At 47.6% G+C, this 23,909-nt stretch carries 23 protein-coding genes and 1 tRNA gene; 13 read left to right on the forward strand and 11 right to left on the reverse strand.

Annotation, left to right across the window (positions count from 1 at the left end; translation table 11 throughout):
- Window position 1: 1 nt before the first annotated feature.
- Window positions 2–922 (reverse strand): pirin family protein, encoded by a 921-nt coding sequence (locus tag ABXT40_RS05270; protein WP_443646785.1) that lies wholly within the window; start codon window positions 920–922, stop codon window positions 2–4.
- A 341-nt stretch (window positions 923–1,263) separates the two neighbouring features.
- On the opposite strand from ABXT40_RS05270, the gene ABXT40_RS05275 reads away from it, so the two are divergent.
- Window positions 1,264–2,145, forward strand: coding sequence for a DMT family transporter (locus ABXT40_RS05275; RefSeq protein ID WP_443646786.1), 882 nt, complete (start codon window positions 1,264–1,266; stop codon window positions 2,143–2,145).
- Window positions 2,146–2,216: 71 nt separating this feature from the next.
- Here the strand turns inward: ABXT40_RS05275 and ABXT40_RS05280 are convergent, their stop codons facing one another.
- A complete protein-coding gene (locus tag ABXT40_RS05280) occupies window positions 2,217–3,014 on the reverse strand; it encodes an SDR family oxidoreductase (RefSeq protein WP_443646787.1) in 798 nt (265 codons plus the stop codon).
- Window positions 3,015–3,193: 179 nt separating this feature from the next.
- Between ABXT40_RS05280 and nthA the strand changes: the two genes are divergently transcribed.
- The 5 genes from nthA (at window position 3,194) to ABXT40_RS05305 (ending at window position 6,927) form a co-directional block, all read left to right on the forward strand.
- On the forward strand, window positions 3,194–3,817 hold the full coding sequence (gene nthA / locus ABXT40_RS05285) for a nitrile hydratase subunit alpha (protein ID WP_443646788.1): 624 nt from the start codon (window positions 3,194–3,196) through the stop codon (window positions 3,815–3,817).
- Window positions 3,814–4,506 (forward strand): nitrile hydratase subunit beta, encoded by a 693-nt coding sequence (gene nthB / locus ABXT40_RS05290; RefSeq protein WP_443646789.1) that lies wholly within the window; start codon window positions 3,814–3,816, stop codon window positions 4,504–4,506. The genes nthA and nthB overlap by 4 nt, the downstream gene beginning before the upstream one ends.
- Window positions 4,503–4,898, forward strand: a complete 396-nt coding sequence (locus ABXT40_RS05295; RefSeq protein ID WP_443646790.1) for a nitrile hydratase accessory protein — start codon at window positions 4,503–4,505, stop codon at window positions 4,896–4,898. Before nthB ends, ABXT40_RS05295 begins: the two co-directional genes overlap by 4 nt.
- Window positions 4,899–5,111: 213 nt before the next feature.
- A complete protein-coding gene (locus tag ABXT40_RS05300; protein ID WP_443646962.1) occupies window positions 5,112–6,653 on the forward strand; it encodes a SulP family inorganic anion transporter in 1,542 nt (513 codons plus the stop codon).
- 58 nt (window positions 6,654–6,711) lie between these two features.
- Complete coding sequence (locus ABXT40_RS05305) at window positions 6,712–6,927, forward strand: hypothetical protein (RefSeq protein WP_443646791.1); 216 nt, start codon at window positions 6,712–6,714, stop codon at window positions 6,925–6,927.
- 38 nt (window positions 6,928–6,965) lie between these two features.
- Here ABXT40_RS05305 and ABXT40_RS05310 read toward each other — a convergent pair whose 3' ends face one another.
- On the reverse strand, window positions 6,966–7,130 hold the full coding sequence (locus tag ABXT40_RS05310; protein WP_443646963.1) for a DUF2805 domain-containing protein: 165 nt from the start codon (window positions 7,128–7,130) through the stop codon (window positions 6,966–6,968).
- 236 nt (window positions 7,131–7,366) lie between these two features.
- On the reverse strand, window positions 7,367–8,773 hold the full coding sequence (locus ABXT40_RS05315; protein ID WP_443646792.1) for a helix-turn-helix domain-containing protein: 1,407 nt from the start codon (window positions 8,771–8,773) through the stop codon (window positions 7,367–7,369).
- Window positions 8,774–8,915: 142 nt separating this feature from the next.
- Between ABXT40_RS05315 and ABXT40_RS05320 the strand changes: the two genes are divergently transcribed.
- On the forward strand, window positions 8,916–10,106 hold the full coding sequence (locus ABXT40_RS05320; protein WP_443646793.1) for an aminotransferase class V-fold PLP-dependent enzyme: 1,191 nt from the start codon (window positions 8,916–8,918) through the stop codon (window positions 10,104–10,106).
- A 152-nt stretch (window positions 10,107–10,258) separates the two neighbouring features.
- Here ABXT40_RS05320 and ABXT40_RS05325 read toward each other — a convergent pair whose 3' ends face one another.
- The 3 genes from ABXT40_RS05325 to ABXT40_RS05335 all read right to left on the reverse strand — a co-directional run bounded on the left by ABXT40_RS05325 (window position 10,259) and on the right by ABXT40_RS05335 (window position 12,391).
- Window positions 10,259–10,939 carry a hypothetical protein gene (locus tag ABXT40_RS05325; RefSeq protein ID WP_443646794.1) on the reverse strand — a complete coding sequence of 227 codons (681 nt, stop codon included), beginning with the start codon at window positions 10,937–10,939 and terminating at the stop codon, window positions 10,259–10,261.
- 55 nt (window positions 10,940–10,994) lie between these two features.
- Window positions 10,995–11,435, reverse strand: a complete 441-nt coding sequence (locus ABXT40_RS05330) for a hypothetical protein (protein WP_443646795.1) — start codon at window positions 11,433–11,435, stop codon at window positions 10,995–10,997.
- Between the two features lie 143 nt (window positions 11,436–11,578).
- A complete protein-coding gene (locus tag ABXT40_RS05335) occupies window positions 11,579–12,391 on the reverse strand; it encodes a sulfite exporter TauE/SafE family protein (protein WP_443646796.1) in 813 nt (270 codons plus the stop codon).
- Window positions 12,392–12,737: 346 nt separating this feature from the next.
- Here ABXT40_RS05335 and ABXT40_RS05340 point away from each other — a divergent pair, with 346 nt between their 5' ends.
- Window positions 12,738–13,397, forward strand: a complete 660-nt coding sequence (locus tag ABXT40_RS05340; protein ID WP_443646797.1) for a DUF938 domain-containing protein — start codon at window positions 12,738–12,740, stop codon at window positions 13,395–13,397.
- Between the two features lie 359 nt (window positions 13,398–13,756).
- Here the strand turns inward: ABXT40_RS05340 and ABXT40_RS05345 are convergent, their stop codons facing one another.
- Window positions 13,757–14,167 carry a GFA family protein gene (locus ABXT40_RS05345; protein WP_443646798.1) on the reverse strand — a complete coding sequence of 137 codons (411 nt, stop codon included), beginning with the start codon at window positions 14,165–14,167 and terminating at the stop codon, window positions 13,757–13,759.
- A 190-nt stretch (window positions 14,168–14,357) separates the two neighbouring features.
- Here ABXT40_RS05345 and ABXT40_RS05350 point away from each other — a divergent pair, with 190 nt between their 5' ends.
- Together ABXT40_RS05350 and ABXT40_RS05355 are read left to right on the forward strand one after the other, a co-directional pair.
- Window positions 14,358–15,050, forward strand: coding sequence for an SDR family NAD(P)-dependent oxidoreductase (locus ABXT40_RS05350; RefSeq protein WP_443646799.1), 693 nt, complete (start codon window positions 14,358–14,360; stop codon window positions 15,048–15,050).
- Window positions 15,051–15,176: 126 nt separating this feature from the next.
- Window positions 15,177–16,046 carry a DMT family transporter gene (locus ABXT40_RS05355; RefSeq protein ID WP_443646964.1) on the forward strand — a complete coding sequence of 290 codons (870 nt, stop codon included), beginning with the start codon at window positions 15,177–15,179 and terminating at the stop codon, window positions 16,044–16,046.
- Window positions 16,047–16,093: 47 nt separating this feature from the next.
- Here ABXT40_RS05355 and ABXT40_RS05360 read toward each other — a convergent pair whose 3' ends face one another.
- The 3 genes from ABXT40_RS05360 to ABXT40_RS05370 all read right to left on the reverse strand — a co-directional run bounded on the left by ABXT40_RS05360 (window position 16,094) and on the right by ABXT40_RS05370 (window position 17,830).
- Complete coding sequence (locus ABXT40_RS05360; RefSeq protein ID WP_443646800.1) at window positions 16,094–16,621, reverse strand: ricin-type beta-trefoil lectin domain protein; 528 nt, start codon at window positions 16,619–16,621, stop codon at window positions 16,094–16,096.
- The gene (locus ABXT40_RS05365; RefSeq protein WP_443646801.1) at window positions 16,621–17,517 is read right to left on the reverse strand and encodes a polysaccharide deacetylase; all 897 of its coding nucleotides are present in this window, start codon (window positions 17,515–17,517) and stop codon (window positions 16,621–16,623) included. The genes ABXT40_RS05360 and ABXT40_RS05365 overlap by 1 nt, the downstream gene beginning before the upstream one ends.
- A 223-nt stretch (window positions 17,518–17,740) precedes the next feature.
- Window positions 17,741–17,830 (reverse strand) — tRNA-Ser (locus tag ABXT40_RS05370).
- Between the two features lie 253 nt (window positions 17,831–18,083).
- Between ABXT40_RS05370 and ABXT40_RS05375 the strand changes: the two genes are divergently transcribed.
- The 3 genes from ABXT40_RS05375 (at window position 18,084) to ABXT40_RS05385 (ending at window position 23,891) form a co-directional block, all read left to right on the forward strand.
- Window positions 18,084–19,427 (forward strand): efflux RND transporter periplasmic adaptor subunit, encoded by a 1,344-nt coding sequence (locus ABXT40_RS05375; protein WP_443646802.1) that lies wholly within the window; start codon window positions 18,084–18,086, stop codon window positions 19,425–19,427.
- Window positions 19,427–22,594 (forward strand): efflux RND transporter permease subunit, encoded by a 3,168-nt coding sequence (locus ABXT40_RS05380; protein ID WP_443646803.1) that lies wholly within the window; start codon window positions 19,427–19,429, stop codon window positions 22,592–22,594. Before ABXT40_RS05375 ends, ABXT40_RS05380 begins: the two co-directional genes overlap by 1 nt.
- Before the next feature lie 313 nt (window positions 22,595–22,907).
- On the forward strand, window positions 22,908–23,891 hold the full coding sequence (locus tag ABXT40_RS05385) for a lytic murein transglycosylase (RefSeq protein WP_443646804.1): 984 nt from the start codon (window positions 22,908–22,910) through the stop codon (window positions 23,889–23,891).
- Window positions 23,892–23,909 lie beyond the last annotated feature (18 nt).

Genomic DNA, 23,909 nt, shown 5'->3' on the forward strand with positions numbered 1-23,909 from the left:
CTTACCAGCCAGCGGCACCGGTTTTGATAAAGGTACCATTGTTTAACTCGCGCATGGCAGTTTGTAACTCGGCCTGTGTGTTCATCACAATCGGCCCGTGCCAGGCAACAGGCTCGCGAAGTGGCGCTCCCGAAATCAATAGGAATCGAACGCCTTCATCGCCCGAGGTGACGGCAACTTCATCACCGGCTCCAAAAACCACCAATGTACGGTTGCCCGATAAATCACGAATTTCCAGCTCTTCACCCTGAAATTCTTTCTCGACTTTGATGCCAAACGGGTTTGATGCATCTTTGAAGCGCGCGCTACCTTCAAAAATATAGGCAAAGCCCTGTCGCCGCGTATCAAACGGAAACCGTTTGAAACAACGTGGGGGAAGGGTGATGTCCAGATATTGTGGATCAGCGGCAATGCCGTCAACCGGCCCTTTATAGCCACGGTAATTTCCAGCAATGATGCGAATTTTACTGCCATCATCATCAAGCGTCTCGGAAATTTCCTGCGATTTGATATCCTGATAGCGCGGCGTTGTCATTTTTTGCGATGATGGCAGATTGGCCCATAGTTGAAAGCCATGCATAGCACCAGCTTTATCGCCTTTTGGCATTTCTTGATGAATAATGCCCGAGCCGGCGGTCATCCATTGAATATCGCCGCTACCAAGCGTGCCGACATTGCCTAGGCTGTCACCATGATCAACCGTGCCTTTTAAAACATAGGTGATGGTCTCGATGCCGCGATGCGGGTGCCACGGAAACCCGTTTTTGTAGAGATGAGGATCATCATTGCGGAAATCATCCATCATCAAAAAAGGATCGAATGGTTTGGTGTCGCCGAATCCGAAGATGCGGTGAAGATGGACGCCAGCCCCTTCGGTTGTTGGGCGTGCTTCGCTTGACATTTTAACAGGACGAATTGACATCAAAGGACTCCAGTTTGCCAACGCCAAAAGGCTTTTTCGGCATTTTCAAAAATCTTGGCGTGCCTGATGGCTGCCAGCGGCCAAACCATCAACTAATCACGTAGCTATAATTTACTCGTTTTAGATTGTTTTTGCAGGGGGTAATTGGAAAAGAACTTTTGCATTATCGATAAGAATAGCGCGTGATTTTTGCAAATTTTGCGGTGAGTTCCGATATGGTTTCTTGTTGTTTTATCGAAAATTCAAGCGCATAAGCAAATAGTCGATAGAATTTCGGCAAAGCGGGCGGGCAGACCTTTTCATCATGTTGCGATCGCAACCGCCATTGGGTGAAACCGAGAATGAAATTAACGGATAATGTTTTTGGTGCCATTTTTATGGCGGTCAGCATGCTGTCATTCATTGGGAATGATGCCTTAATGAAATTTCTGTTTCAAACCATTTCGGTTGAACAGGGTATCTTCATGCGCGGGCTTGTGTCGGTTCCGCTTCTTGCGGTGATCGCCTATTTTCGCAAAAGCCTGTTTATCCGCATTGATTGGCGAAATTGGCGAGTGATCCTTGTTCGTGCTTTTGCCGAGCTTATTTCGACAATGTTGTTTCTAAACGCTTTGGCGCATATGCCGTTAGCCAATATTACCGCCATTTTACAATCATTGCCGCTGACCGTGACAATGTTTGCCGCGGTATTTTTTGGCGAGGTGGTTGGCTGGCGTCGGTGGAGCGCCATTCTCGTTGGATTCATCGGGGTTTTGATTATCATCCGCCCGGGAAGTGATGGTTTTAACGAATATGCTGTTCTGGCACTGGTTGCGGTTGGGTTTATCACGTTGCGTGATGCAATTACGCGGCGTCTTGACCATTCGGTGCCATCGCTGTTTGTTGCCTTTGTCTCGGCTATTCCGATTTTTCTGTTTGGCGGGGCCATGACGGTGACAACGGGCTGGACGCCAATATCTTGGTCAATGGGCATGATTGTGTTTGTAGCTGCGATCGCCATTACTTGCGGCTATTCATTTGCCGTGATGGCCATGCGTAATGGGGATATTAGCTTTGTTGCGCCATTTCGCTATACCGGCATGATCTGGGCGATTTTATTCGGCTTTTTGCTTTTTGGAAATTTGCCTGATCAAATGACGATTTTGGGAAGCTGTATCGTGATTGGCATGGGCGTTTACGCCTTTCACCGTGAACGCGTTCGGCAAAAGGCCAGCGCAACCTGAAACAAGCCGGTTTCGCACTGGCCTTTCGCACTGGCCTTTCGCACTGGCCTTTTCTTGGGGGCTTTTTGGAGCTAGACGACTGGTGAGCTGCCACCATCGACATTGATTGCCGTTCCATTGATGTAGGATCCGGCATCTGAGGCCAGAAATGTTGCCATATTGGCAAATTCTTCAGCCGTGCCAAACCGCCCGATATTCAAGCCTTGAGCAGCGTCAGCATACCATTCTTCAAGGGTTAGGCCGCGCGGGTCGGCGGCATGTCGCTTTTCCCATTGATCGCTGCGGATGCGGCCAACAAGAAGACCATTGACCAGAATATTAAAGCCGGCATTTTCATTTGCCAGAACCTTGGTCAGGGCCATGCCCGCAGCGCGGCTGACTGCGGTTGGTGCGCCGCCTGCATTTGGGGCTTTTGCGCCAAGATTCAGAACATTGATGATGCGACCCCATTTGCGTTCCCGCATGCCCGGAATGACCAAACGGCTGAGTCGGATTGCGGAAAATAATTTCAAATCAAGATCATCTTGCCAAACTTCGTCGCTTACTTCGAGAAACGCGCCACGTTGCGATGTGCCTGCATTATTCACCAAAACATCAATCTTGCCGAATTCAGCGATAATGTTGTCGATAACGGCGGTGCATTCATCATCGCGGCGGATATCGGCAGATAGCGCAATGACTTTGCCAATGCTGCCGGCTTTTGCGCCTTCGGCTTCGATTTCAGCCTTTGCTGCATCCAGAAAATCGCGTCGCCGTGCCACAATTGCGACATTAGCACCTGAGGTCAGAAAATTTTTGGCAATGGCTTTACCAATGCCGGCGCTGCCGCCGGTGATGATCGCGTTACGCCCGTCGAGTCTCGCTTGCATTTACGCACCTATATTAACTGTTATCACCGGCGAAAAAGCCGACTGATGATGAAAAATACCATAAAGCTTTTGACGATTTTGCCAAGCGGTACCGATAAAGCATTTTCGTGATCTGTTTTTGAGTTTAGGCAGTTTTTCATTTCTGGACTTGTCTCAAATTCAGATGCTAGGATTTTGGCATGCCCCATGATAACCATGATGAAGATGCCCATTCTCTATTGCCAAGCGAGCCTGCGCTGCGGGTCAAGGCGCTTGAGACAATTTTGGTGCAAAAGGGACTGATTGATCCGGCGGCAGTCGATGCGATCATCGACCGGTATGAACATCATATCGGCCCGCAAATTGGCGCTGGGTTGATCGCACGCGCTTGGTCTGATCCGGCATTCAAGGCGCAGCTTGTCAACAATACCGACGGTATTTTGTCTGACCTTGGTTTTGGTGGACGGCAAGGTGAACATATTGTCGTGGTGGAAAACACGCCTGATTGCCACAATCTTGTCGTTTGCACCTTATGCAGCTGTTATCCATGGCCAGTTTTAGGCGTGCCGCCAGCATGGTATAAATCCGATGCCTATCGCAGTCGTGCGGTGCGTGAACCAAGACAGGTTTTGGCTGAATTTGGTATGATAATCCCGCCTGAGCAAAAGATTCGTGTTTGGGATTCAACCGCCGAAATCCGATATCTGGTATTGCCAATGCAGCCCGCGCAAAGCCACGGCCTTGATAAAAGCGAACTGGCTTTATGGGTAAACCGTAATGCCATGATCGGCACTGGCTTGCCTCAGCCCCCGGCCAAGACATGACTGGCCGCAAGATGAAACCGCATTATGATATGGGCGGCGATCCGGCAGGGCCAATCATACCCGATAAGCCAGATGACCCGATATTTGCCAAACCGTGGCACAAGCGCGTTTTGGGACTAACCGTTGCTGGCGGGGCGATGGGGGCGTGGAGCATTGATACGTCACGATTTTGGCGAGAAAACCTGCCCAAAACAGATTATCAGTCTTTTAGCTATTATGAAAAATGGCTTGCTGCATTGACCAATTTGTTTGTTGCCAAAGGGTTTGTCACGCGTGATGAGATTATCAATGGATTACCATCTGGCACAAAACAGCCGCTTCATGCTGCGGCGCTTGGCGCTGATCGGGTGCTGGCGATGTTGGCAGCAGGTGCCAAGGCCTCGCGCCCAGAAGTAGCTAAACCATTGTTTCAGCAAGGTCAGAAAGTGCGAACACGCTTGCCCGATGCCACCAAGCGGCAAATGCCAGGCCATACAAGGTTGCCGCATTATGCAGCGGACAAAATTGGTGTGATTCTGTTTTCTCATGGCCATCATGTATTGCCGAACAGCAATGCACATTTTCTGGGTGAATGTCCCGAACCGCTTTATTCGGTTGAATTTTCCAGCGCCAACCTATGGCCGGATGGCGATGCTGGCGATCGTGTGATTGTTGATTGCTGGCAAAGCTATCTTGAGCCATTGACATGACCGGACAATTGCCAAAAGACCCCATATCTCGAATGATGAAAAAGGGGGAAACCGGCGTGGCGGCGATGCAGCCATCACCCGAACAAGCCTTTGACGCGCCTTGGCATGCCGAAGTGTTTGCCCTTGCCGTTCATTTGAATGAGGGCGGCCATTTTGATTGGCCGGAATGGGCAGGCCGGTTTGGTGAAAATCTGGCGGCGGCAAAAATGGTCAAGATTGGCGTGGGTGAGGGGCTTGATGGCAGTGATGATTATTATCAAATCTGGCTCCAAACCTTGATCGAATTTATGCAGGAAAAAGGGCTTGTCGATGCCGAGATGCTGGCATCTATTAAGGCGCAATGGCGCGACGCCTATTTGCAAACCCCGCATGGTAAGCCGGTGCATCTGTAAAGCTGGTTTTTCCAGCTAAATAAGTTGGCATTTTGGCGAAAATTACCAATGTCACATCACCAAACCCATATCGGCGGTGGCTTTATCAGGGAAAGTCTCTATAAGGCTTAATTTCACTGATCAAAAAGCGAGATTCTTTTGCGCCCTAGTTTTTTTTCCCGGTTACCACAGTTTTTGCTTGGAACCGCGCATGATGCCAATTCCCCGCAACGTCTGAGCCTTCGTCAAATAAATTTGGATGTGCTGTCGGGTTTAACGGTTTCGCTGGCATTGGTTCCCGAAGCGATTGCCTTTGCCTTTGTCGCTGGTGTTGCCCCGCTTGTTGGGCTTTATGCTGCCTTTATTGTTGGGTTGATCACCGCGGTCTTTGGTGGGCGGCCGGGAATGATCTCGGGTGCAACCGGTGCTTTGGCGGTGGTGATGGTTGCGCTTGTCGCCCAACACGGCGTTCAATATCTGTTTGCAACGGTCATCTTGATGGGGATTTTGCAGTTATTTGCCGGTGCGATGCGATGGGGGAAATTCATTCGCATGGTGCCGCATCCGGTGATGCTTGGTTTTGTTAATGGATTGGCCATTGTGATCGGCCTTGCGCAGATTGATCAATTCAAAATCACCAACAGTGCGGGTCAAAGTGACTGGTTATCGGGTGACACATTAATTCTGACTTGCGGGTTGGTTGTCGCAACAATGGTTTTGATCTGGGTAACGCCGCGTCTGACCCGCCTTATACCGGCTCCTTTGCTTGCCATTGGTGTTGTGACGGCTGTTGTTCTTGGGTTTGATCTTGATGTGCAGCGTGTTGGAGACCTTGCTAGCCTGTCGGGCGGTTTGCCAAGCTTTGCGATCCCGATGGTGCCAATGACAATTGAAACCTTAATGATCATTTTCCCCTATGCCTTGATCCTATCGGCCATCGGGTTGATTGAGAGCCTGCTGACGCTGAACCTTGTTGGCGAAATGACCAATCAACGCGGCGGTGCGTCACAGGAATGTTTGGCGCAGGGTGCGGCCAATCTATGCACGGGCTTTTTCGGCGGCATGGGTGGGTGCGCGATGATTGGCCAGTCGATGATCAATGTGAAATCGGGTGGCCGAAGCCGCATTTCAGGCATTGTCGCGGCGCTGTTTTTATTATGTTTTATTCTCTATACCGGTCCGGTGATCGAAATGATTCCGATTGCAGCGCTGACCGGCGTGATGTTTATGGTGGTTATTGGCACGTTTGCCTGGAATTCTCTTAAAAGCCTGCTGATCGTGCCCCGCGCGGATGCGCTGGTGACGATTGTTGTGACCTGCGTTACGGTTGCTGAAGATCTGGCGGTTGCGGTTGTTGTTGGTGTAATTATGTCAGCGCTGGTTTATGCGTGGAATGCTGCCAAGCGGATTGATGCTTCGACCCGCCCATCGGTACGCGAAGCGGGCGCTTTGGTCTATGATATCCAAGGCCCGCTATTTTTTGGCTCGATTGCAAGTTTCCATGAATTATTCGATATCAACAATGACCCTGATAAGGTGATTATTGATTTCTCGGCATCGCGCGTTGTTGACCAATCGGCGTTGCAGGCCATCGAAGATGTTGCGGCAAAATATGATGCCGCTGGAAAGACATTATTGCTTCGCCATCTTACCCGTGATTGTCATCGGCTTTTATCCAAATCGGGGCAGTTGATCGTCGATAGTGACGATGACCCAGATTACGGCATCGCGGTTGATTATGGCGTAAAGCTTGGCATCTTTGACAGCAAACATTGATTTGCCGCCCAATCTTGACCATGATTGCATGACAATTTGGTCTTAATTGGGGGATATGATGATTTTAAATCAGGAAGTAAAAAAATGGGCAACTGATCTGCATATTTTTCTGCATAAGGCAGAGATGTTTTTGCCAAGCTCGAATTCCGCCGAGGAATTTGTCGGAAAGGTCTTTAGCAGTTTCGAGGAAAAGCCCCAATTCCTGTCGAACGAAGAAGCCGAAGAAATGCTGCATGAATTGTGGCTAGCCTATAAAGATGGACGCCTAGATTAGGCTTTCTAGCCGATTTACGGTTTTTGGACCGATGTGGGCTATTTGTAATGTTCGCGCCGGTCCGAAAATTTGCGGACACGCCGTCGCCAGGCTTCATAGCTGCCGCGTTTCAGATTTTGGCGCATAATGCGCTTTACATCATCCGCACTAAGCCCGTACAGCTTTTCGATGTCGCCAAAGCTGGTATGGTCGGACAAGGCCATCTCAATCACCTCATTGATGTCATAATCTTGCGACAAATCTCAATCCTGCAATCGTTTGGCACTGTTCGATTATGTTTTGCACATGGCAAAATAGCATGAAATTTCGGTTTGTGGCGATAAAAGCGTGATTTTGGTTTTTCCGCGGCGGCTTTGCTGAGCCGGTCTGGACAAACAGGGATGTTTGCGAAAAGGACAACCAAACATCCGCTTTCATTCAGCATTCAAACCCTGAAAAATTAACTCTCATAGCGGGTTTCACCACGCCTTGTTGTGTCGGTGTTGAGCTCAATGAACAACGGGTCATGCGCCCGTTGTGAGCAGTTATGTCTGAGGCATAGATGACAGTTAATGCCGATCTTGCTGAAGGCGTCATTGGCTGGCTTTGGAAATGCCGATGTATAGATCAATTTACTTGCATGTTTGATATCGCAACCAAGCGATATCGCCAGTCGGCGGTCTTGGGTCTGCATTGAGAAAACAGGACGTTCAGTGGTTCGTGCCAGAGTAAAAAATTTCTCGCCATCGGTTAGTTCCACATATTGCGGCAGAATAACCCCGGGCGTCCGAAACGCCGTATGCAGATTCCAAACAGGACATGATCCGCCATGTTCGGCGATGTTAAAGCTTGTGGCATTAAAGCGCTTTGTGACATTGCCAGCCTTATCAACCCGCAGAAAGAAAAAGGGAACCCCGCGTTTGGTCTCGCGTTGCAAGGTGGTTAAACGCTGGCAGACCTGTTCGAATGAAACGGCAAAGGCCGAGGCCATTCGGTCAATGTCATATTTGCTTTGCTCCGCCATCGCATGGAAAGCGTCATAGGGCATCAGTAGAGCCGCCGCGAAATAGTTTGCAAGTTCAACATGACAGCGGGCAAGAGCGCGTTGTGATTCGAAATTACTGTCGGATGTGATGTCGTTTAAGATGGTTTCAGACTCAACAAAACATAGAATATGGGCTAGCTGAAATGTGCGGTTTTGATAATCTAAGGCCTCGGAAAGTTTAATAATGCCGGCCTCAGCATCAAAAATACGAAGTGAGTCCTTCATTTTTTCAACAGGCTGTGTCTCAACAACGATGCCATGTTTGGTAAAAAGACGTTGTTGAAGCATGCTTTGCATTTCATATGGCTGGCTCGGCTGTTCGCGTCTCAGTGCCTCGGCGGCTTGTTCGAGGACATCAAAATAATTGAAATGATCTCGAAAAAAGTCGTGAATGATTGCCTCAGGTGAGGCGGTCAGCAACTCGGTTGGCATGCGTTCATTGCCGAATTTCATTACATTATCCATGGCCGTGCGATGGCTTTGGTGAAGTCTTAGGAAATTCTGGACAAGCGATGGCGCATGATCGACCGCGGCTCGCATTTCGTGAAGATCGGGCTGTCTTGCTGCAAATAGGGGGTCCTGCATTGCGTTGCGCAAGTCAGATAGCAGATTTGCGCTTTTATCCATCACAACATCGCGCCAATCGACATTGTAGTTATCTGCCAAGGCCATCAAAATTGAAACTGATAGGCTTCGTTGGTTTTTTTCCAGAAGGTTAATATAAGCGGCGCTGACCCCAAGCACGCGTCCCATTTCAACCTGCGTTTGGCCTTTCTCGCGTCGGAGCTGGCGTAATTGGGTTCCAATAAATGTTTTTTGCATAGTTTGAAGGCTCCATTCAGCGTATTAACAAATTAACAAAAAATAGATTTGTTAAATAAACACTATACACAATAACACCATTTTTCGTGAAATTAAATGAAGAATGTTTCATGATTTTTTTCTCAACGCCACGGAGGAAGTTATGATTGGCTACAAAACATTGGCTGTACCTGGCCCGACAAATATGCCCTATGAAGTGCAGCGCGCAATGGAAGTTCCGCTTGAAGACCATCGCGCCCCTGATTTTCCAAATTTCACGCTGCCGCTTTTCGCTGATCTAAAAACGATCTTCCGGACTGAAACTGGTCGCGTTTTCGTGTTTCCGGGTTCGGGAACAGGCGGCTGGGAGGCTTCGATTAGCAATCTTTTGTCAGCCGGCGACAAGGTTCTAACCTCGTCATTTGGTCAGTTTTCAACTCTTTGGGTGACTATGTGCCGAGATTTTGGACTGGATGTGCAGAATTTTGATGTCACATGGGGCGAGGGCGTTCCGCTTGATGATTATCATTCTGCGCTCTCGAATGACAAGGCGCACGCAATCAAGGCAGTGCTCGTCTGTCACAATGAAACCGCAACAGGTGTTACCAGTGATGTCAGAGCGGTTCGCCAGATATTGGACGATCTTGGCCATCCCGCTTTGCTTTTTGTCGATGGAGTCAGCTCGGTTGGAAGCCTTGATTTCCGGATGGAAGAATGGGGCGTTGATGTTGCCGTATCGGGATCGCAAAAGGGCTTTATGATGCCAACAGGGCTTTGCATTGTCGGTGTTAGCCACAAGGCGTTACAGGCCTGTTCGACGTCAAGCTTCCCAAAAGGTTATTTCAGTTTTCAAGACATGATGAAAATGAATGATCAAGGCTATTTCCCTTATACGCCGGCGGCAACGCTTCTGCGCGGATTGCGGGCTTCAATCGATATGTTGCACAGCGAGGGATTGGCAAATGTTGCGTCGCGGCACAACCGGTTGGCATCGGGTGTTCGGGCTGCGGTTGATGCTTGGGGTTTGAAAAATTGCGCCGTAGCACCAAAATGGCACTCGGATACAGTGACAGCGATCATTGTTCCTGAAAACTTTGATGCGAATGACGTTATCAGTGCGGCCTACCATAATTACGGCGTTTCGCTTGGTGGTGGGCTTGGCAAAGTCGCTGGCAAGGTTTTCCGCATCGGCCATCTGGGCTGGCTAAATGAAACGATGGTTTTGCGTGCATTGGGCGGCGTTGAGATGGCGATGCGTGATGCAGGTATTCCGTTCCAGGCCGGTTCAGGTGTTGGCGCGGCGGTGGAGTATTACACTGACAGCCGTCAACCGTTGAGTTTGGCGGCCGAATAGCCTTATAAACAACGCGTGAATAATCAATGGGCTGGGAAGGGCTGGTCGGGTTTTGTGCCTGAAAGGCCTTGTCCCAGCCCTTTTTTACTGGGCGGATGCCAGCATGTGCTAGCTAGCAAAAGCAGAATGGCTTCGCTTTTAAGACGCGGTGTCTAGCTCCAACTCACAGTGTCTTTGGCGTCACGCGCGGTGATCAGCGTTGTTGTGAAAACAACTGTATTATCGCATAAATCATAACGACGGCTTAGTTTTTCGCGGGTGGCTTTTTCTTCTATCGTTTTCGGTATTTTGGATCTCTCCCACATTGATAGATCGGGTCTTCGGGTAAGCAGAAGGGTTGATACACTATCTTTGTCGATTGGTTGTTGCCGCCAAAGTCCAATTACTTGTGAGTCAAAGCTGCTTTCAAAAGATGACCAAGCCTCCTCGCAAAGCTGTAAAAATTTGTCGTAATTCTCTTTTGGGGTTTCGAACCAACGAAAGGCATAATTTCCTTGTTTCACCGGCGGTTCGCTCGTTTTTGGGCGTAATGTTGGGGTAAGAAACTTTGTTTTGTGGTTGTTTATGAATCTCAAACCGCTGAGAATATCATCTGATCGTGATGATGCGGTTTTTGTATCTGGCCAAACAGAAATCATCGTCAAAACATCTCTTGGAAGACCAATTTGGCTTCGCCAGATTCCATAGAGAAAAGCGTTTCCAACAGAATTTTCGAAATGGCTGGAATTTTGAACCTGTTCGGCAACCTCTGACCAGTGCCGTGGCGCGCAACTAATCTCATGATGAACGTAAATTTGCGACATTGTTGCATCAACTCCGGTGGCGTCAGACATCATAAAAGATCCCATTATTGTTTCGATCAATCGAAGCCGACATCATGAATTTGGGTTAAATCTTATTGCCGCCCATGCTGGATAATAAGTAATCATCTGCTTTTTCCTTTAGGGATGTTGCAGACATTGCCTCGCAAGCGCGTTTGCCGGGATTGGTTGACAGTTCCAATGTTGTGCGGTTTAGCTGATAGCGCGTGTTTGAAAAGCCTTCTCGGTCAAGCCAAGAAATTGAATTTGCGCTGATCTCGGTTTTAAGGGTTTCGCTCAAACGGATATGATTTTTTTCAAATCTCAGACGGGATACGATTTGGCGATCTTCAGCAAACAAAAAGAACAAGGGTTCTTTATTGTCTTTTTTCTTGATGGTTTTGCAGAGGATTCCAACGCCATTCTCGAATGGCTCAAATGAATAGCTGCTGACCGACTGTATCCCCGCAAAAAAGATCAATGCGATCTCAAAAGCACAGACGGAGAATAGGGTGAGTTTGCGGATCATTTGATTGTACCTAAGTTCGACAATTATTAAGCCTGCCGAGTAATAAAATTAAAGTCCAGACCTCTAAAAGTCCAGACCTCTATTGAATGCGATTGGGCGTGAATGATGAAAACCAAAAGCGGTTCGTATAAATTTGATTTTGATTAGGCGTAAACACTCACCAGAAGTTGCAAACCGACAACAGCCAGAGCAAAATGTAATAAAAGATAGAATTGCTGATCGGTCATTAAATCACTTATTTTGCGCCCCAGTACCACCCCAATAGGTATCGCTGGCAAAAGCAATAACGAGATAATGATGCTCGATTTGGACAAAATATCAAGTTCCCAATAAAGCGGGACTTTGGTGAGATTCAAGATAAAGAAAAAAGCACCTGCTGAGCCGATAAAGACCGTCCGGGGCACTTTGCAAGATAATAGAAATATCTGCAATGGGATGCCGCCTGAAACTGAAATAAAGCTGGCAATGCCTGATAATGTGCACCAAAAACCGCCCCAACTCCAAAGCGCAATTGGCCTGTTTTGCAGAGGCGGGATGGCGACAAGGTCTATTTTGACGGGCAAAAAACGTTTTTTGAAATATAAAAAAGCTGTCAATACCGACATTCCGCCAATAAAGGTGACAAGCGCAGTGTTCGATACATAATCGAAAAAATACCAACCGAGGCCGTGCCCCAACAAACCAAAAATCAACATAATCACGAGAAGTTTATAATTAATTTTATTGTTTGAAAAAAACACCACCCAGATATCAATAATCAATAAAATAGGAAGCGTTACGGCCAATGCAATGCGGGGCGATGTAACCAGTATAAGAACAGGTATGCCCAGTGCGACGGCGCCACCAAAGCTGGATTTTGAAATCGCAGTGATGAGCACCGCGATAAAACCAATAGCGTAAAACAGGAATGGCGTGACAACGCCAACCGCGCCAAATAACTCAGTTAAATAGGTCAAGCTATTGTTCCGTAACAACGTGAGGTTGCCTAGACTTTAGTTACATTGCCTTACTTGGCAAGGTTTAACCATGCTGTGATTTGCGCGCTTAACGAGCACTTATTCAGCAAATGAATAGAATTTTGAATTTTCTGAAAAAATCTCTTCTCTAAAATTCTAAACCGCGTCATCACTTGCTTCGAAAACAGTGCTCCCAAGCCAAGGTCTCCTCCTTTTTTGTTGGGGTTTTTCCATGATGGTAAGATTGTGCTAAACTGTTGTTCAAATGGCAAAAAGAAGGCGGTTGCAATGAATTTGGCGCGATCAAAGGGGTTAACTTTTATTTGGGAAGTGGTTTAAATTGGTATTGCGTAAAAACATCCCATCAACAGCCAGCGTTGTTCAGGAAAAAAGGGATGGATGCCTGCATTCGCCTGCTGCAGAGAGAAATTCAGCCCAAATAATTGAGCTTGTTCGCAGTTTTGCGCCGGAAAGTGGAAGTGCTCTGGAAATCGCAAGCGGTACCGGGCAACACATAGTTGAGCTTGCCGCTGCTGTTCCCAACTTAATCTGGCAACCGTCTGACATAGACGAGACCCGCTTGAATAGCATTGTCTCAAGAAGCCTCGCAAAACAGTTACCAAATCTTTTGCCGCCCATAAGACTGGATGTAACGGATAAGGGTTGGTCATCCTTTTGCCCCAATCAGGATTTCATCTTGCTGGTTAACCTATTGCACCTTGTCAGTGAAGCTGAGGTAAAAGCTATCATATGTGGAATTTCTCAATCGCTAGCTGAAGATGGGCGTTGCGTCATTTATGGTCCGTTTATGCGAGATGGTGTTCTCAGCAGCAGTGGTGACAGATGCTTTCATCAGAGCTTGATAGAGGCTGATCCAAATATTGGTTATAAAGATGATGCCTGGATGCTCAATCTCTTCAGGCAACAAAGTCTTAAGATTATCAAAATTTTGGAAATGCCAGCTAACAACTTGGCGTTCGTTATGGAGAAGGGTAACACCAATTAATCCATCCTGTAGAAAGGCACTTCCAGAGACGCTATTAAGCGGGTGATGCGCGAGCCCAAAATTCGGCTATCAAGAGAATTATAGTTAATATTTCGCTTCGTAAATAGGTAATAAGTAACTGTTTTATATTTTTTTAAATTTCAACAAAATTAACGCTACTAAACAAGAGACCATCGCAGCCATAACCAATATCAACGGGCTGTGCCAATCATTTGGACTGGTAATAAAGAATGCGAAAAATAGGCCCACAAACACCAGTAAAAAATCATATATTGGATTGCCTTTGAATTTGTGATCAGGATTTTTCAAGTTAACAATCTGGTCCTTTTTGGTAACTATCACAGTGGAAGCAATATTAATTATTTTTTTGGTGGTCGTTTTTCAAAGGCTGGAAGGCCATCTGGCAAGTGATGGAATGGTTGGATGTCACAAGTAAATATAGCTGCTTGTGCTGCGAATGCTGATGGGTCATCCAGTGTCCCAACTTTTACAATCATTGAGTTTGGACGAGCGGGACTCTCGGTTCCCATCGCCGTTCCGCAGTTTTCGCAAAAATGTCTAGTAACAGGCGTCTCAAGATTGGTTCTTGCAAACTTTTTTGGATTCCCCTCTACGTAGTGAAATGCATTTTTAGGAAACACCATAACAATGTTTGGGTTACCGCCAGTGATGTACTGGCACTCTCGGCAGTGACACTGGAATGCAGCCTCAGCTTGCCCACTAATTTCATACTTTAGGCTGCCACAATAGCAACGTCCTGTGGTTTTCATCACCGGTTCTCCAAAATACTTTGATTATGAAACCCTGACAGAAAACAAAGTCGGCGCATAGGCCAAATAATTAAGTCGAGGTAACTAACGAAATGAGAGATTTGACCTTGTGCTTCGGTTCATTTTCCCTGACCTTTAGAATAGCTGTTAGATTTTTGTATGGTGCCTGTGTTTTTGTGGAGGCCAATTTATGGTTCAGGATAAAGAAACGTGTATTATAGTTGGTGCAGGTAGTGGCTTAAGCGCATCTCTCGCTAGATTGTTTAGTGCGGAAAATATGTCTGTTGTCTTGGCAGCGCGTGATATCCAAAAATTGAAGGGTTTGAGAGAAGAGATCAACTGTGATTTGGTGCAATGCGATGTGACTAACATTGATCAAGTCGAGAACCTATTTGCTCAAACTGACCAAATTTCAGGTAAGCCATCAGTTGTAGTTTACAATCCTTCAGCGAGAATCAGAGGCGACATAACAAGCCTTGATCCGGCAAAGACAAAGTTAGCACTTGAAACAACGTGTTATGGAGCGTTTTTAGTTGCTCAACAAGCTGCCATTCGAATGATCAAGACCGGTCGTGGAAGTATCTTCTTTACTGGCGCTTCAGCTGGAATAAAAGGTTTTCCAAACTCTTCAGTATTTGCAATGGGTAAATTTGGCCTCCGTGGTCTGGCGCAATCCTTGGCTAGGGAGTTGCAACCAAAAAATATTCACGTTGCACATTTCGTTATCGATGGCGGTATTTCCTCTGAGTTACGACCTGATACTGGAGAACAAACGCTTTTAGATCCAGATGAAATTGCAAAGACTTACCTTCATTTCCATCGCCAAGATCGCAGCGTTTGGTCTTGGGAAATTGAACTGAGACCTTGGGTTGAGAAGTTTTAGGGCTTAAGCGCTCATTAAACGTGGCGATTTAACGGCTATAATTTACCCAAAACAGCTTCAACAGGGTCAGGTCTCATCATTTTGCCGATAAGTAACATTCAAAAAGAAAATTTTCTTGGCAGCTTTTTGATGGTGGTTGCAATGGCAACATTTGCTGTCGAAGATAGTGTGATAAAACTTGTTTCGTCAGCGTTGCCAGTTGGACAGATTCTATTTCTGCTGGGTTTTGGCGGAGCTCTGACATTTTCTGTATTGGCTTTGATCCTGCGAAAAGAGATTTTTTCATTGGTTTTTTTCACCAAGCCAATGCATTTTCGCGTGGTGTCTGAATTAACAGGTCGCGTATTTTACTCATCTGCGCTTGCTTTGACACCCTTAGCCTCATCTACAATGATCTTACAGGCAACTCCACTTGTTGTTGTGGTTGGCGCAGCTGTATTGTTCAAAGAAAAAGTTAGTGCTCTGCGGTGGGCTGCCGTTCTGCTTGGCTTCTTTGGCGTTTTGATCATAGTTGACCCTGCCAGTGATAGCTTCTCATTCTTGTCAATTTTGGCGGTGCTAGGAATGCTTGGTTTTGCGGGTCGAGATCTTGCTAGCCGAGCGGTGCCAAAATCATTGAATATTTTTACTCTTGGGGTGCACGGCTTTATATCGATTGCCCTGTCAGGCCTCGCTTTAAGCTTTTTCTTCAATGAACCGTTTATCTGGCCGGACGCCAGTTCTTGGCTTTATCTACTTCTAGGTGTTTTTCTTGGTACAATTGGATACAGCTCAATCATCTCAGCAATGCGGATTGGTGAGGTGTCTGCAATCACACCTTTTAGATATTCACGGATCATTTTTGGTGGGGCAATCGGTGTTTTTTTCTTTGGAGAGAACGTCACATTAACTGCGGCCATTGGTTGCGGGCTAATTGTATTGTCTAGCTTTGTTGTTCTATACCCACGCCGCTACAAACAGGATCAGCGCGATTTCAAAAGCACAGACGAGGAATAGGGTGAGTTTGTGGGGCATTTCGCGGGTTACCTGAATTTGGAATATGATCAATTGCCTATACGCCAATGTTTGTATTTGCCCTTGGTTGTAGCGCAGTTTTCAAGCGTCAAGCGCCTCATCAAGTGAATAGGTGTGCCACCACCGCCTTCTTTGGACTTTCCGTCATTCACTACTAAACAAAGTTCGTTGTTAACAACTAATCTAATCTCATTAGCTGAGTTTAGATCAAATTTTTGAAGATTTTGTTCAGCGCATCTGGTCAGAATTAAGCGCGATCCTTGAGAACTGTTTTCTGCTGCCATACAGACGTCAAAGGCAGGCAGATAAAATCTACCAGTTGCTGCAAGGCTGGCATCAAAAGCCTGATCCACGCCAATCTGCCCTTGGTAGGAGTAACACGTGTGGGCCTGAAGCCCTCTTTGAACCTTTGCGCGATCCTTATGGCCGCGTATATCTATACAATATCCACGCTGATCATCTAATTTGCTAACAAGCTGTACCTCAGCTAAATTGTCACCCCGAGCCGTCTGGCTGAACAGGGTTAGGAATATGGCTGTGAGTAGGGTGCGGGTCATTACTGCTTCAATTGCTTATCTAGTGGCAGTTTACGGTAAAACCTAGAAACTTCGTTTGGTGTTGTAATCCAGATTTCATCACGCCTTTTACATATGTAATCGAGGGCTCTTTTTAAGTGTTTTTGTCTGAAGGGCTGACCAACAATGAATGAATGAAGCGATAGCGGAAAAACAAGCGGTTGTGGCTCATTTAAATCCATCAGAACATCAAACTGAACAATAATCATATTTGAGTATTCCTCAGCTGAAACTCGGCGTCCGACTATTGCTGGCTGATCATTAAGTTCTATAGGGTAGGGAAGGGTTAAAATTTCGCCGTTATTAGTTTTCATCCAGAAGGGCTGCTCATCACAGAGACCCCAATCCAACAAATATTCATAACCAGCTGCGGACAAGATATCTGGCGTTTTTTGACTTGGAGTGAGGTAAGAGGACAACCACCCATTAGGGCGCTTACCATCAGCCTTGGTCATTATTTCTGTTACTTCAGCGACCATTTTAGCCTCTTCATCAATGGCCATATCAATGGGCCTTGTGGTGCCGTTTGAAATACCGTGGCCGATCATTTCATCACCGCGGTTGCGGTAGCGTTCCAAAAGCTCAGGGCTGTGGGAGTAATTAGCTGCATTCACGATAACGCCAACGTTCATTTCAAGGTCGTCAAACAGATCTGCTAAACGCCAACCACCCACTCTGTTTCCATATTCGCGCCATAACCAGCTTCTTTGGCTCCAAGGCTTTGTCTCGCGATCTAAGTCAATGCCGCCACCTTCACCAAACGGAAAATGTTCAATGTTTAAAGCGATGTAAAAGGCTATGCGTTTTCCACCCGGCCATTCAAAAGAAGGCCGTGTCGAAATACCTGAATAATTAAATCTATTGTGATCTTTAAGCATTGTTCACATCCTCGTGAGAAATGCTGCCACAAAATAAGGCCAGCGCAAAGGCCGGCCGAGTTTAGGGAGAAAATGGGTTAGGTTCACCATTGACACTGCACCTGTATTTTGACGGGTTTATGGCTGGAATTGTGTCATTGTGTGGGTTTAGCACAGGAAATTGTACGTAAATTTACGGTATGAAAATTAAAATAGAATGAAATCATTAGTGTAGAAAATTAAATGGCGGAGAGGGTGGGATTTGAACCCACGAAGGGCTTTCGCCCTTGCCGGTTTTCAAGACCGGTGCATTCAACCGCTCTGCCACCTCTCCGTCGAAGATGGGATTAGCGGAAATCAGACAGATCTGTCAATAAGCATTCGGGTAGTTTTTCCAAATTGCCGCATTTTTATTAGTTTTCTGTTGATCTTGTTATCATATGCTTGTCTAACCCGTGAAATCGGATCATATTAGCGTCTTGTGACATTGCTTGTCATGACCATGCTTTGGGGCTTAAGACCTTTTTGGTCGTGCAGTTCCTCCAAAACTGGAAAATGACTGTGTCGTGCGTGTTTTTCAGGAGTATATGGTGCCCTTCACTCATCCTTTGCCAGCCGCCAGGTATGGTTTTTGGGGCGGTTTTTCCGCTTATGTTCAATTCGCGGCGGGGTTAGGCTTTGCTGCGGCAATTGTTATTGCGACAGTCACCCCGTCATGGGCGCAAAAGGCTGGCGGTGGCAAACGCACCGCGCGGGTTGAAATTGCCGAGGTAAAAACCCAAATTCTGTCAAATTTCACCGAGGTGCAAGGGCGGCTAACTGTTGGCCTTGTGGACTCAGTCACCGCGGTGACGAATGCAACAACACAGCTTGGCGAATTTCGGCTTGGTGATCAGGTTGTGCCAGGCGATATCATCGCCATTCAGGACAGCGCCAAGCTTGAATTAAGATTATCACAGCTTCGCGCACGGCTCCGCGAGGCCAAGCTGCGGTTGGCAGATAGTGATGATGAATTGCGCGCCGAAGTAGGGTTGCTTGAGGTCAACAAAGCGCAAGCTGAATTGCTTGCTGGCAAGGCCAAGCGCGCGAAAGAGCTGGTGGCCAATAATGCGCTTGCCGTTGATGCGGCTGAAACGGCTTTTAACGCCAGCCTGACGGCAAATTTGCAATTATTAAGCCGCGAATCGTCAATTGCGCGCAAAAAGGCGCAACGCGAGATGAGTAGCGTCACAATTGCGCAAACCGAATTTGAAATTGCCCAGCTTGTCAAAGATATCAAAGCCACGAAATTGCGCTCGCAAACTGCCGGTCAGATTACTTTTCTAGCCGATTATCGTCGTGGTTATGCCCGCGAAGGCGAAATTATTGCCAAAATTACCGACTTGAATAATTTTGAAATCGAGGCTGAAATTCCGGTTACCTATCTTGGCTATATTGAAGCTGCCAAATCCATCTCAGGGCGCGGTCTTGATGGCAGCAAGCTGGAAATGCAACTTCGCGTCTCGTTACCGGTGCAAAATTTGCGCTCGGCGACCCGCACGATGCGGTTTTCCGTTAGTGGCGGTATCCCATCGATCTTGCAGGCAGACAACGCCGTTGTGGTCATGCAGGTGCCAACAACCAGCCCGACACCGCTATTAGTTGTACCAAAAGATGCGGTGCTGCCGCTAGCGGTGGGGCATATGGTTTATCTGGCCGATGGCGATCGTGCGCGCCGGCAGATTATCCAGATCGGGGCTGCGGTTGACGATGGTTTCATCGTGAAAAAAGGCCTTACGGCTGGTCAAAAAGTCATTGTTCGTGGCAATGAGCAATTATCCGATGGCAAAGAAATCCAAATTGGTGGTGATAAGAAAGCAGGCGGCAAGGCCGGCTCTGGGCAAAAATCTAAAGGCTCGTCAAAACCGGCTGAAATGAAAGGCTCAAATTAATGGGCGGCATTATCAAGCTGGCGATTGAAAGGCCGGTTGCTGTTCTGGCACTGATTTTCATGACCGTTATCTTTGGTGCGGTTGCGTTGCAGTCGATCCCGATTCAAATGAGTCCCGATATTGAAAAACCGGTTCTTGATGTGCGGGTGCGCTGGGCTGGCGCGTCACCAACCGATGTTGACCGCGAAATTGTTGGGCGGCTGGAAAATGAACTGGCATCATTGAATGGTGTTGAGGAAATCGCCTCACGCTCAACAAGGGGCTATGCCCGTGTGACCTTGACCTATGGTGTTGGCCAGGACATGGATAAAGCGCTCGTTTTGCTGCTAAGCAAGCTGTCAGCGGTAAACGGGCTGCCTGATGATGCCGATACGCCGCTTGTGCGAACGTCAAATTCTGAAGATAGCCCGATTGCGCGATTGGCACTTGTCGCCAAGGATGGATCGAATGTCGATCTTGAAATGCTTGGGCAATATCTCGATACGAATATTGTCGAGCCTTTGTCTCGCGTTGAAGGCATTGCCGAGGTTGATTACCGTGGTGGCGGGCGGCGTGAAATGCGCGTCGTTATCGATCCGGACAAGCTGATCCAATATAAGATCACCGTGAATGAGGTGATTGACGCGCTGCGATCATCGTCGTCAATGATGAGTGTTGGCATGGTGACCGAAGGCAAAAGATCCTACACGGTCAGGTCTGAAGCCTTGAATTTTACACCTGAAACCGCTGGAAATATTGTTATTCGTGCGGATATATCGTCATCGGGAACGATTGTTCCTTTGCTTCTTCAAGATGTAGCAACGCTCGAAATAAAAGTACAAAAACGTACCAGTTTCAGGCGGTTAAACGGAAAACCTGCAATTATCTTGAACGCAATCCGTGAGCAGGGAAGCAATGTTGTTGGTACCATGTTGCGGTTGCGCCTTGTTGCGGATGCGCTTAATCGTGATGAGCTTGATGCGCGAGGCTTGAATTTGCGCGTCGTTTATGACGAAACAAAATATATCTCGTCAGCCATTGATCTTGTGCAGCAGAATATCTGGATTGGCGGTATTTTGGCCTTATGCATCCTGATGCTGTTTTTGCGCAATTTCATTCCAACGCTGATCGTTTTTGTTGCGATTCCGGTATCGGTGATAGGCACATTTGTGGCGATTGCAGGATTGGGGCTGTCGATCAATGTGATTTCGCTTGCTGGCCTGGCCTTTGCCGTTGGCATGGTGGTTGATGCGTCAATTGTGTCTCTGGAAAATATTTTCCGGCTTCGCCAACGCGGGATCGATTCTCAAAACGCCGCCTATCATGGGGCGCGTCAGGTCTGGGGGCCAATTCTGGGATCGGCATTAACAACGGTGATTGTTTTTATTCCGGTATTGACCTTGGATTTGCCTGTTGGGCAATTGTTCCGTGACATTGGCATTGCGATTTCGGTTTCGGTTTTGATTTCAGTTGTTGTGTCGGTAACAGTCATTCCGACATTGGCGGCCAGATTGCTTGGCGGGGCGGCAAACCGATTTGAAAAGCTGCCAACAATTCCGGTGCTTGATCCGATTGCCCGCCGGTTTGCCAGTTTGTTTATTGGCTATGCCCAATTTGTCGTAAGGCGCAAACTGGTCGGCTTTGGCATTGTGGCTATCGTTCTGGCTTCGGCTTTTGGAATCAGTGCCAAGCTGATGCCCAAATTGGATTATCTTCCCGATGGCAATGCGAATTTCATTTTTGGTCGTATCAGCGTGCCAGCTGGTTATTCGATGGAAGAAACCCTGCGTATCGCTGAGCGGATGGAAAAAGCAGCGCGGCCTTTGTGGGAAGGCGAGGTCACTGAAGACGGCCCGCCAGCCATTGAACGGTTTTTCTTTGTAGCCTATTCCGGCGGGGCCTTTGCCGGTGCATCAGCCAGTGATCCGGCGCGTGTTCGTGAATTGCGCATGGTGCTGACGCGTCCTATTTTCGCCGAACCGGGCGCGCGTGCCTTTGTGCAGCAATCGTCACTTTTTGGTCGTTCGGTTGGTGGCTCACGGTCAATCAGCATTGATATTGTTGGGTCGCAAGCTGAAGATATCCTGCCGGTTGCTGTGCAGGTAAATGACGCTCTTAGTGCGCAATTTTCAGCACGCGATGGCAACCAAATCCGTACTTTACCCGGTCTTGATTCGGGCGCGCCGCAAATTCGGATCACGCCTGATCTAACCGCTCTGGCGCGAGCCAACGTTTCGGTTCGTGAATTTTCATCGGCAATTGATGTCTTTAATGATGGTGCCAACGTTATACAGGTGCCAATTGATGGCCAATTGATTGATATGGTTGTATCAGGCAAGGATGCAGAAAATCTTAGCACCAGAGATTTGCAGGATATTCCGATAATCACGCGTCAAGGCAATGTGATTCGGCTTGAGCAATTGGCAAATATCGAGGTGATTAGTGCGCCGGTTCAGGTGCGAAGGCTAGGCGGGCGGCAGGCCATTTCAATTCGGCTGCGACCCACCGAGGCGTTGTCGCTTGAAGATGTTGTGGATGTTATTGACAATGAAATTTTGCCGCCTATTCGTGCCGAAGCATCAGCAAATGGCGTGACAATCAAGCTTGAAGGTGCGGCAAGCGCGCTTGCAATGACATGGAAAGCCATGCAGGCCAATGTGTTAACAGCAATCTTTGTTATTTTCCTGCTTTTGGTGATTTTGCTTCGCAGCTTTGTTTTGCCAATGATTATTCTTCTGGCCATTCCGGTCGCCGCGGCAGGGGGCATTGGCGGGTTGGCAATCTTGAACCTGTCGATCCGGCAGCCGCTTGATATGTTGACCATGCTTGGATTTGTGATCCTAACGGGTGTTGTTGTGAATAATGCGATTTTGATGATTGAACAAACCACTCTTCATATGCGTGAAGAGGGTTTGTCGGCAAATGATGCGGTGATCGAAGCAACACGGAACCGGATCAGACCAATCTTCATGTCGACCTTAACCTCGCTTTTTGGTCTTGTGCCGCTGGTTATTTTCCCGGGTGCCGGATCAGAATTATATCGCGGTATTGGTGTTGTGGTGTTTGGTGGCCTTGGCCTGTCAACCTTGGCGACCTTGATCATTGTGCCGCCATTGATGGCAATTGCGCTTAATTCACGATTTGGTGATGCGCCAAGCCCAACCGCCATTTTGAAAGAAAAGCTGTAGATTAATTTTCGGGGCAGGCGACGCCATTTGCCCTGAAACGCCAAATGACGACATCATATGCCGATAAAAGACAAATCAAATTTGATCTCGCTGCGGTTTCGCTGGGGTTTCACCGCGGTATCACTTGGGTTTTTCGATATTGTTCGGGTTTGTGGATTGGCCAGTTCTTTTTTCTGTCGAAGAAACGACTAATTGAGCAAATTCACGGTTGCCCCTAAGCCGGCTTCCGCTTTACCATGTCTCAACTTGCCGCCGATCGCATTGCCGTGACCGGTTTTGATAAGCTGCTTGGTAACGTTGGGAAGGCTGCAAAATGAAATTCGGATTAAGCGCAATTATAACCGTTTTGGCATTATTGATTGCCCCCATTGCCAGTGCAGCCGATCACGATTTTGCAAAATGGCTTGTTGAGCTTCGTCAAGAAGCCAAAGAACGCGGCATTTCAGATCAAATTCTGGATGCGGCGTTAGGCAATGCGGTGCCAATCAAGCGCGTGATTGAGCTAGACCGCCGCCAACCTGAATTCACCATGACCTTTGACGATTATCTCAGCAAAATCGCCTCGCCAACACGGGCGCGGATCGCGGCCAAAATGCTTGTCGAGCATGATGAAATTCTAACCAAAGTCTCAAAAAAATATGGTGTGCAAAAACGCTATATCGTCACGTTCTGGGGTGTTGAAACCAATTTTGGTCAATATTTGGGCTCGTTTAATGTGCCGCATGCTTTGGCAACTTTGGCCTTTGATGGTCGCCGAAGCGCCTATTTCCGCAAAGAACTATTGAATGCGCTAAAAATTCTGGAAGAGGGCCATATCGCGCCCGATAAAATGAAGGGATCTTGGGCTGGCGCCATGGGGCAAAGCCAGTTTATGCCTTCCAGTTTTTTATCCTATGCTGTTGATTGGGATGGGGATGGCAAACGCGATATATGGGCCACCAAGCCCGATGTGTTTGCCTCAACCGCCTATTACCTGTCGAAGGCAGGCTGGCGTGACGATATGACCTGGGGACGAAAGGTGACATTGCCAAAGGGCTTTTCGATGAATGGAAAAGATGCCAAGGCACTTGCCGATGGGAAAACGCGCGTCAAACTACCTGTTTGGGCAGAGGCAGGCGTTCTTAATGCCGATGGTAGTGCCTTGCCAACAAAAAATCTAACCGCGCGGCTGGTGATGCCTGCTGGCAGTGATGGCCCTGCTTTTCTTGTCTATAGCAATTTTGACTCAATCCTTGATTGGAACCGGTCAAATTATTACGCGCTGGCGATTGGCCATTTGTCTGACAAGCTGCGATAAGCCGGATTGTGAAACAAC

The sequence above is a fragment of the Candidatus Ponderosibacter sp. Uisw_141_02 genome, assembly GCF_048087665.1.
GTDB lineage: Bacteria > Pseudomonadota > Alphaproteobacteria > Puniceispirillales > Puniceispirillaceae > UBA3439.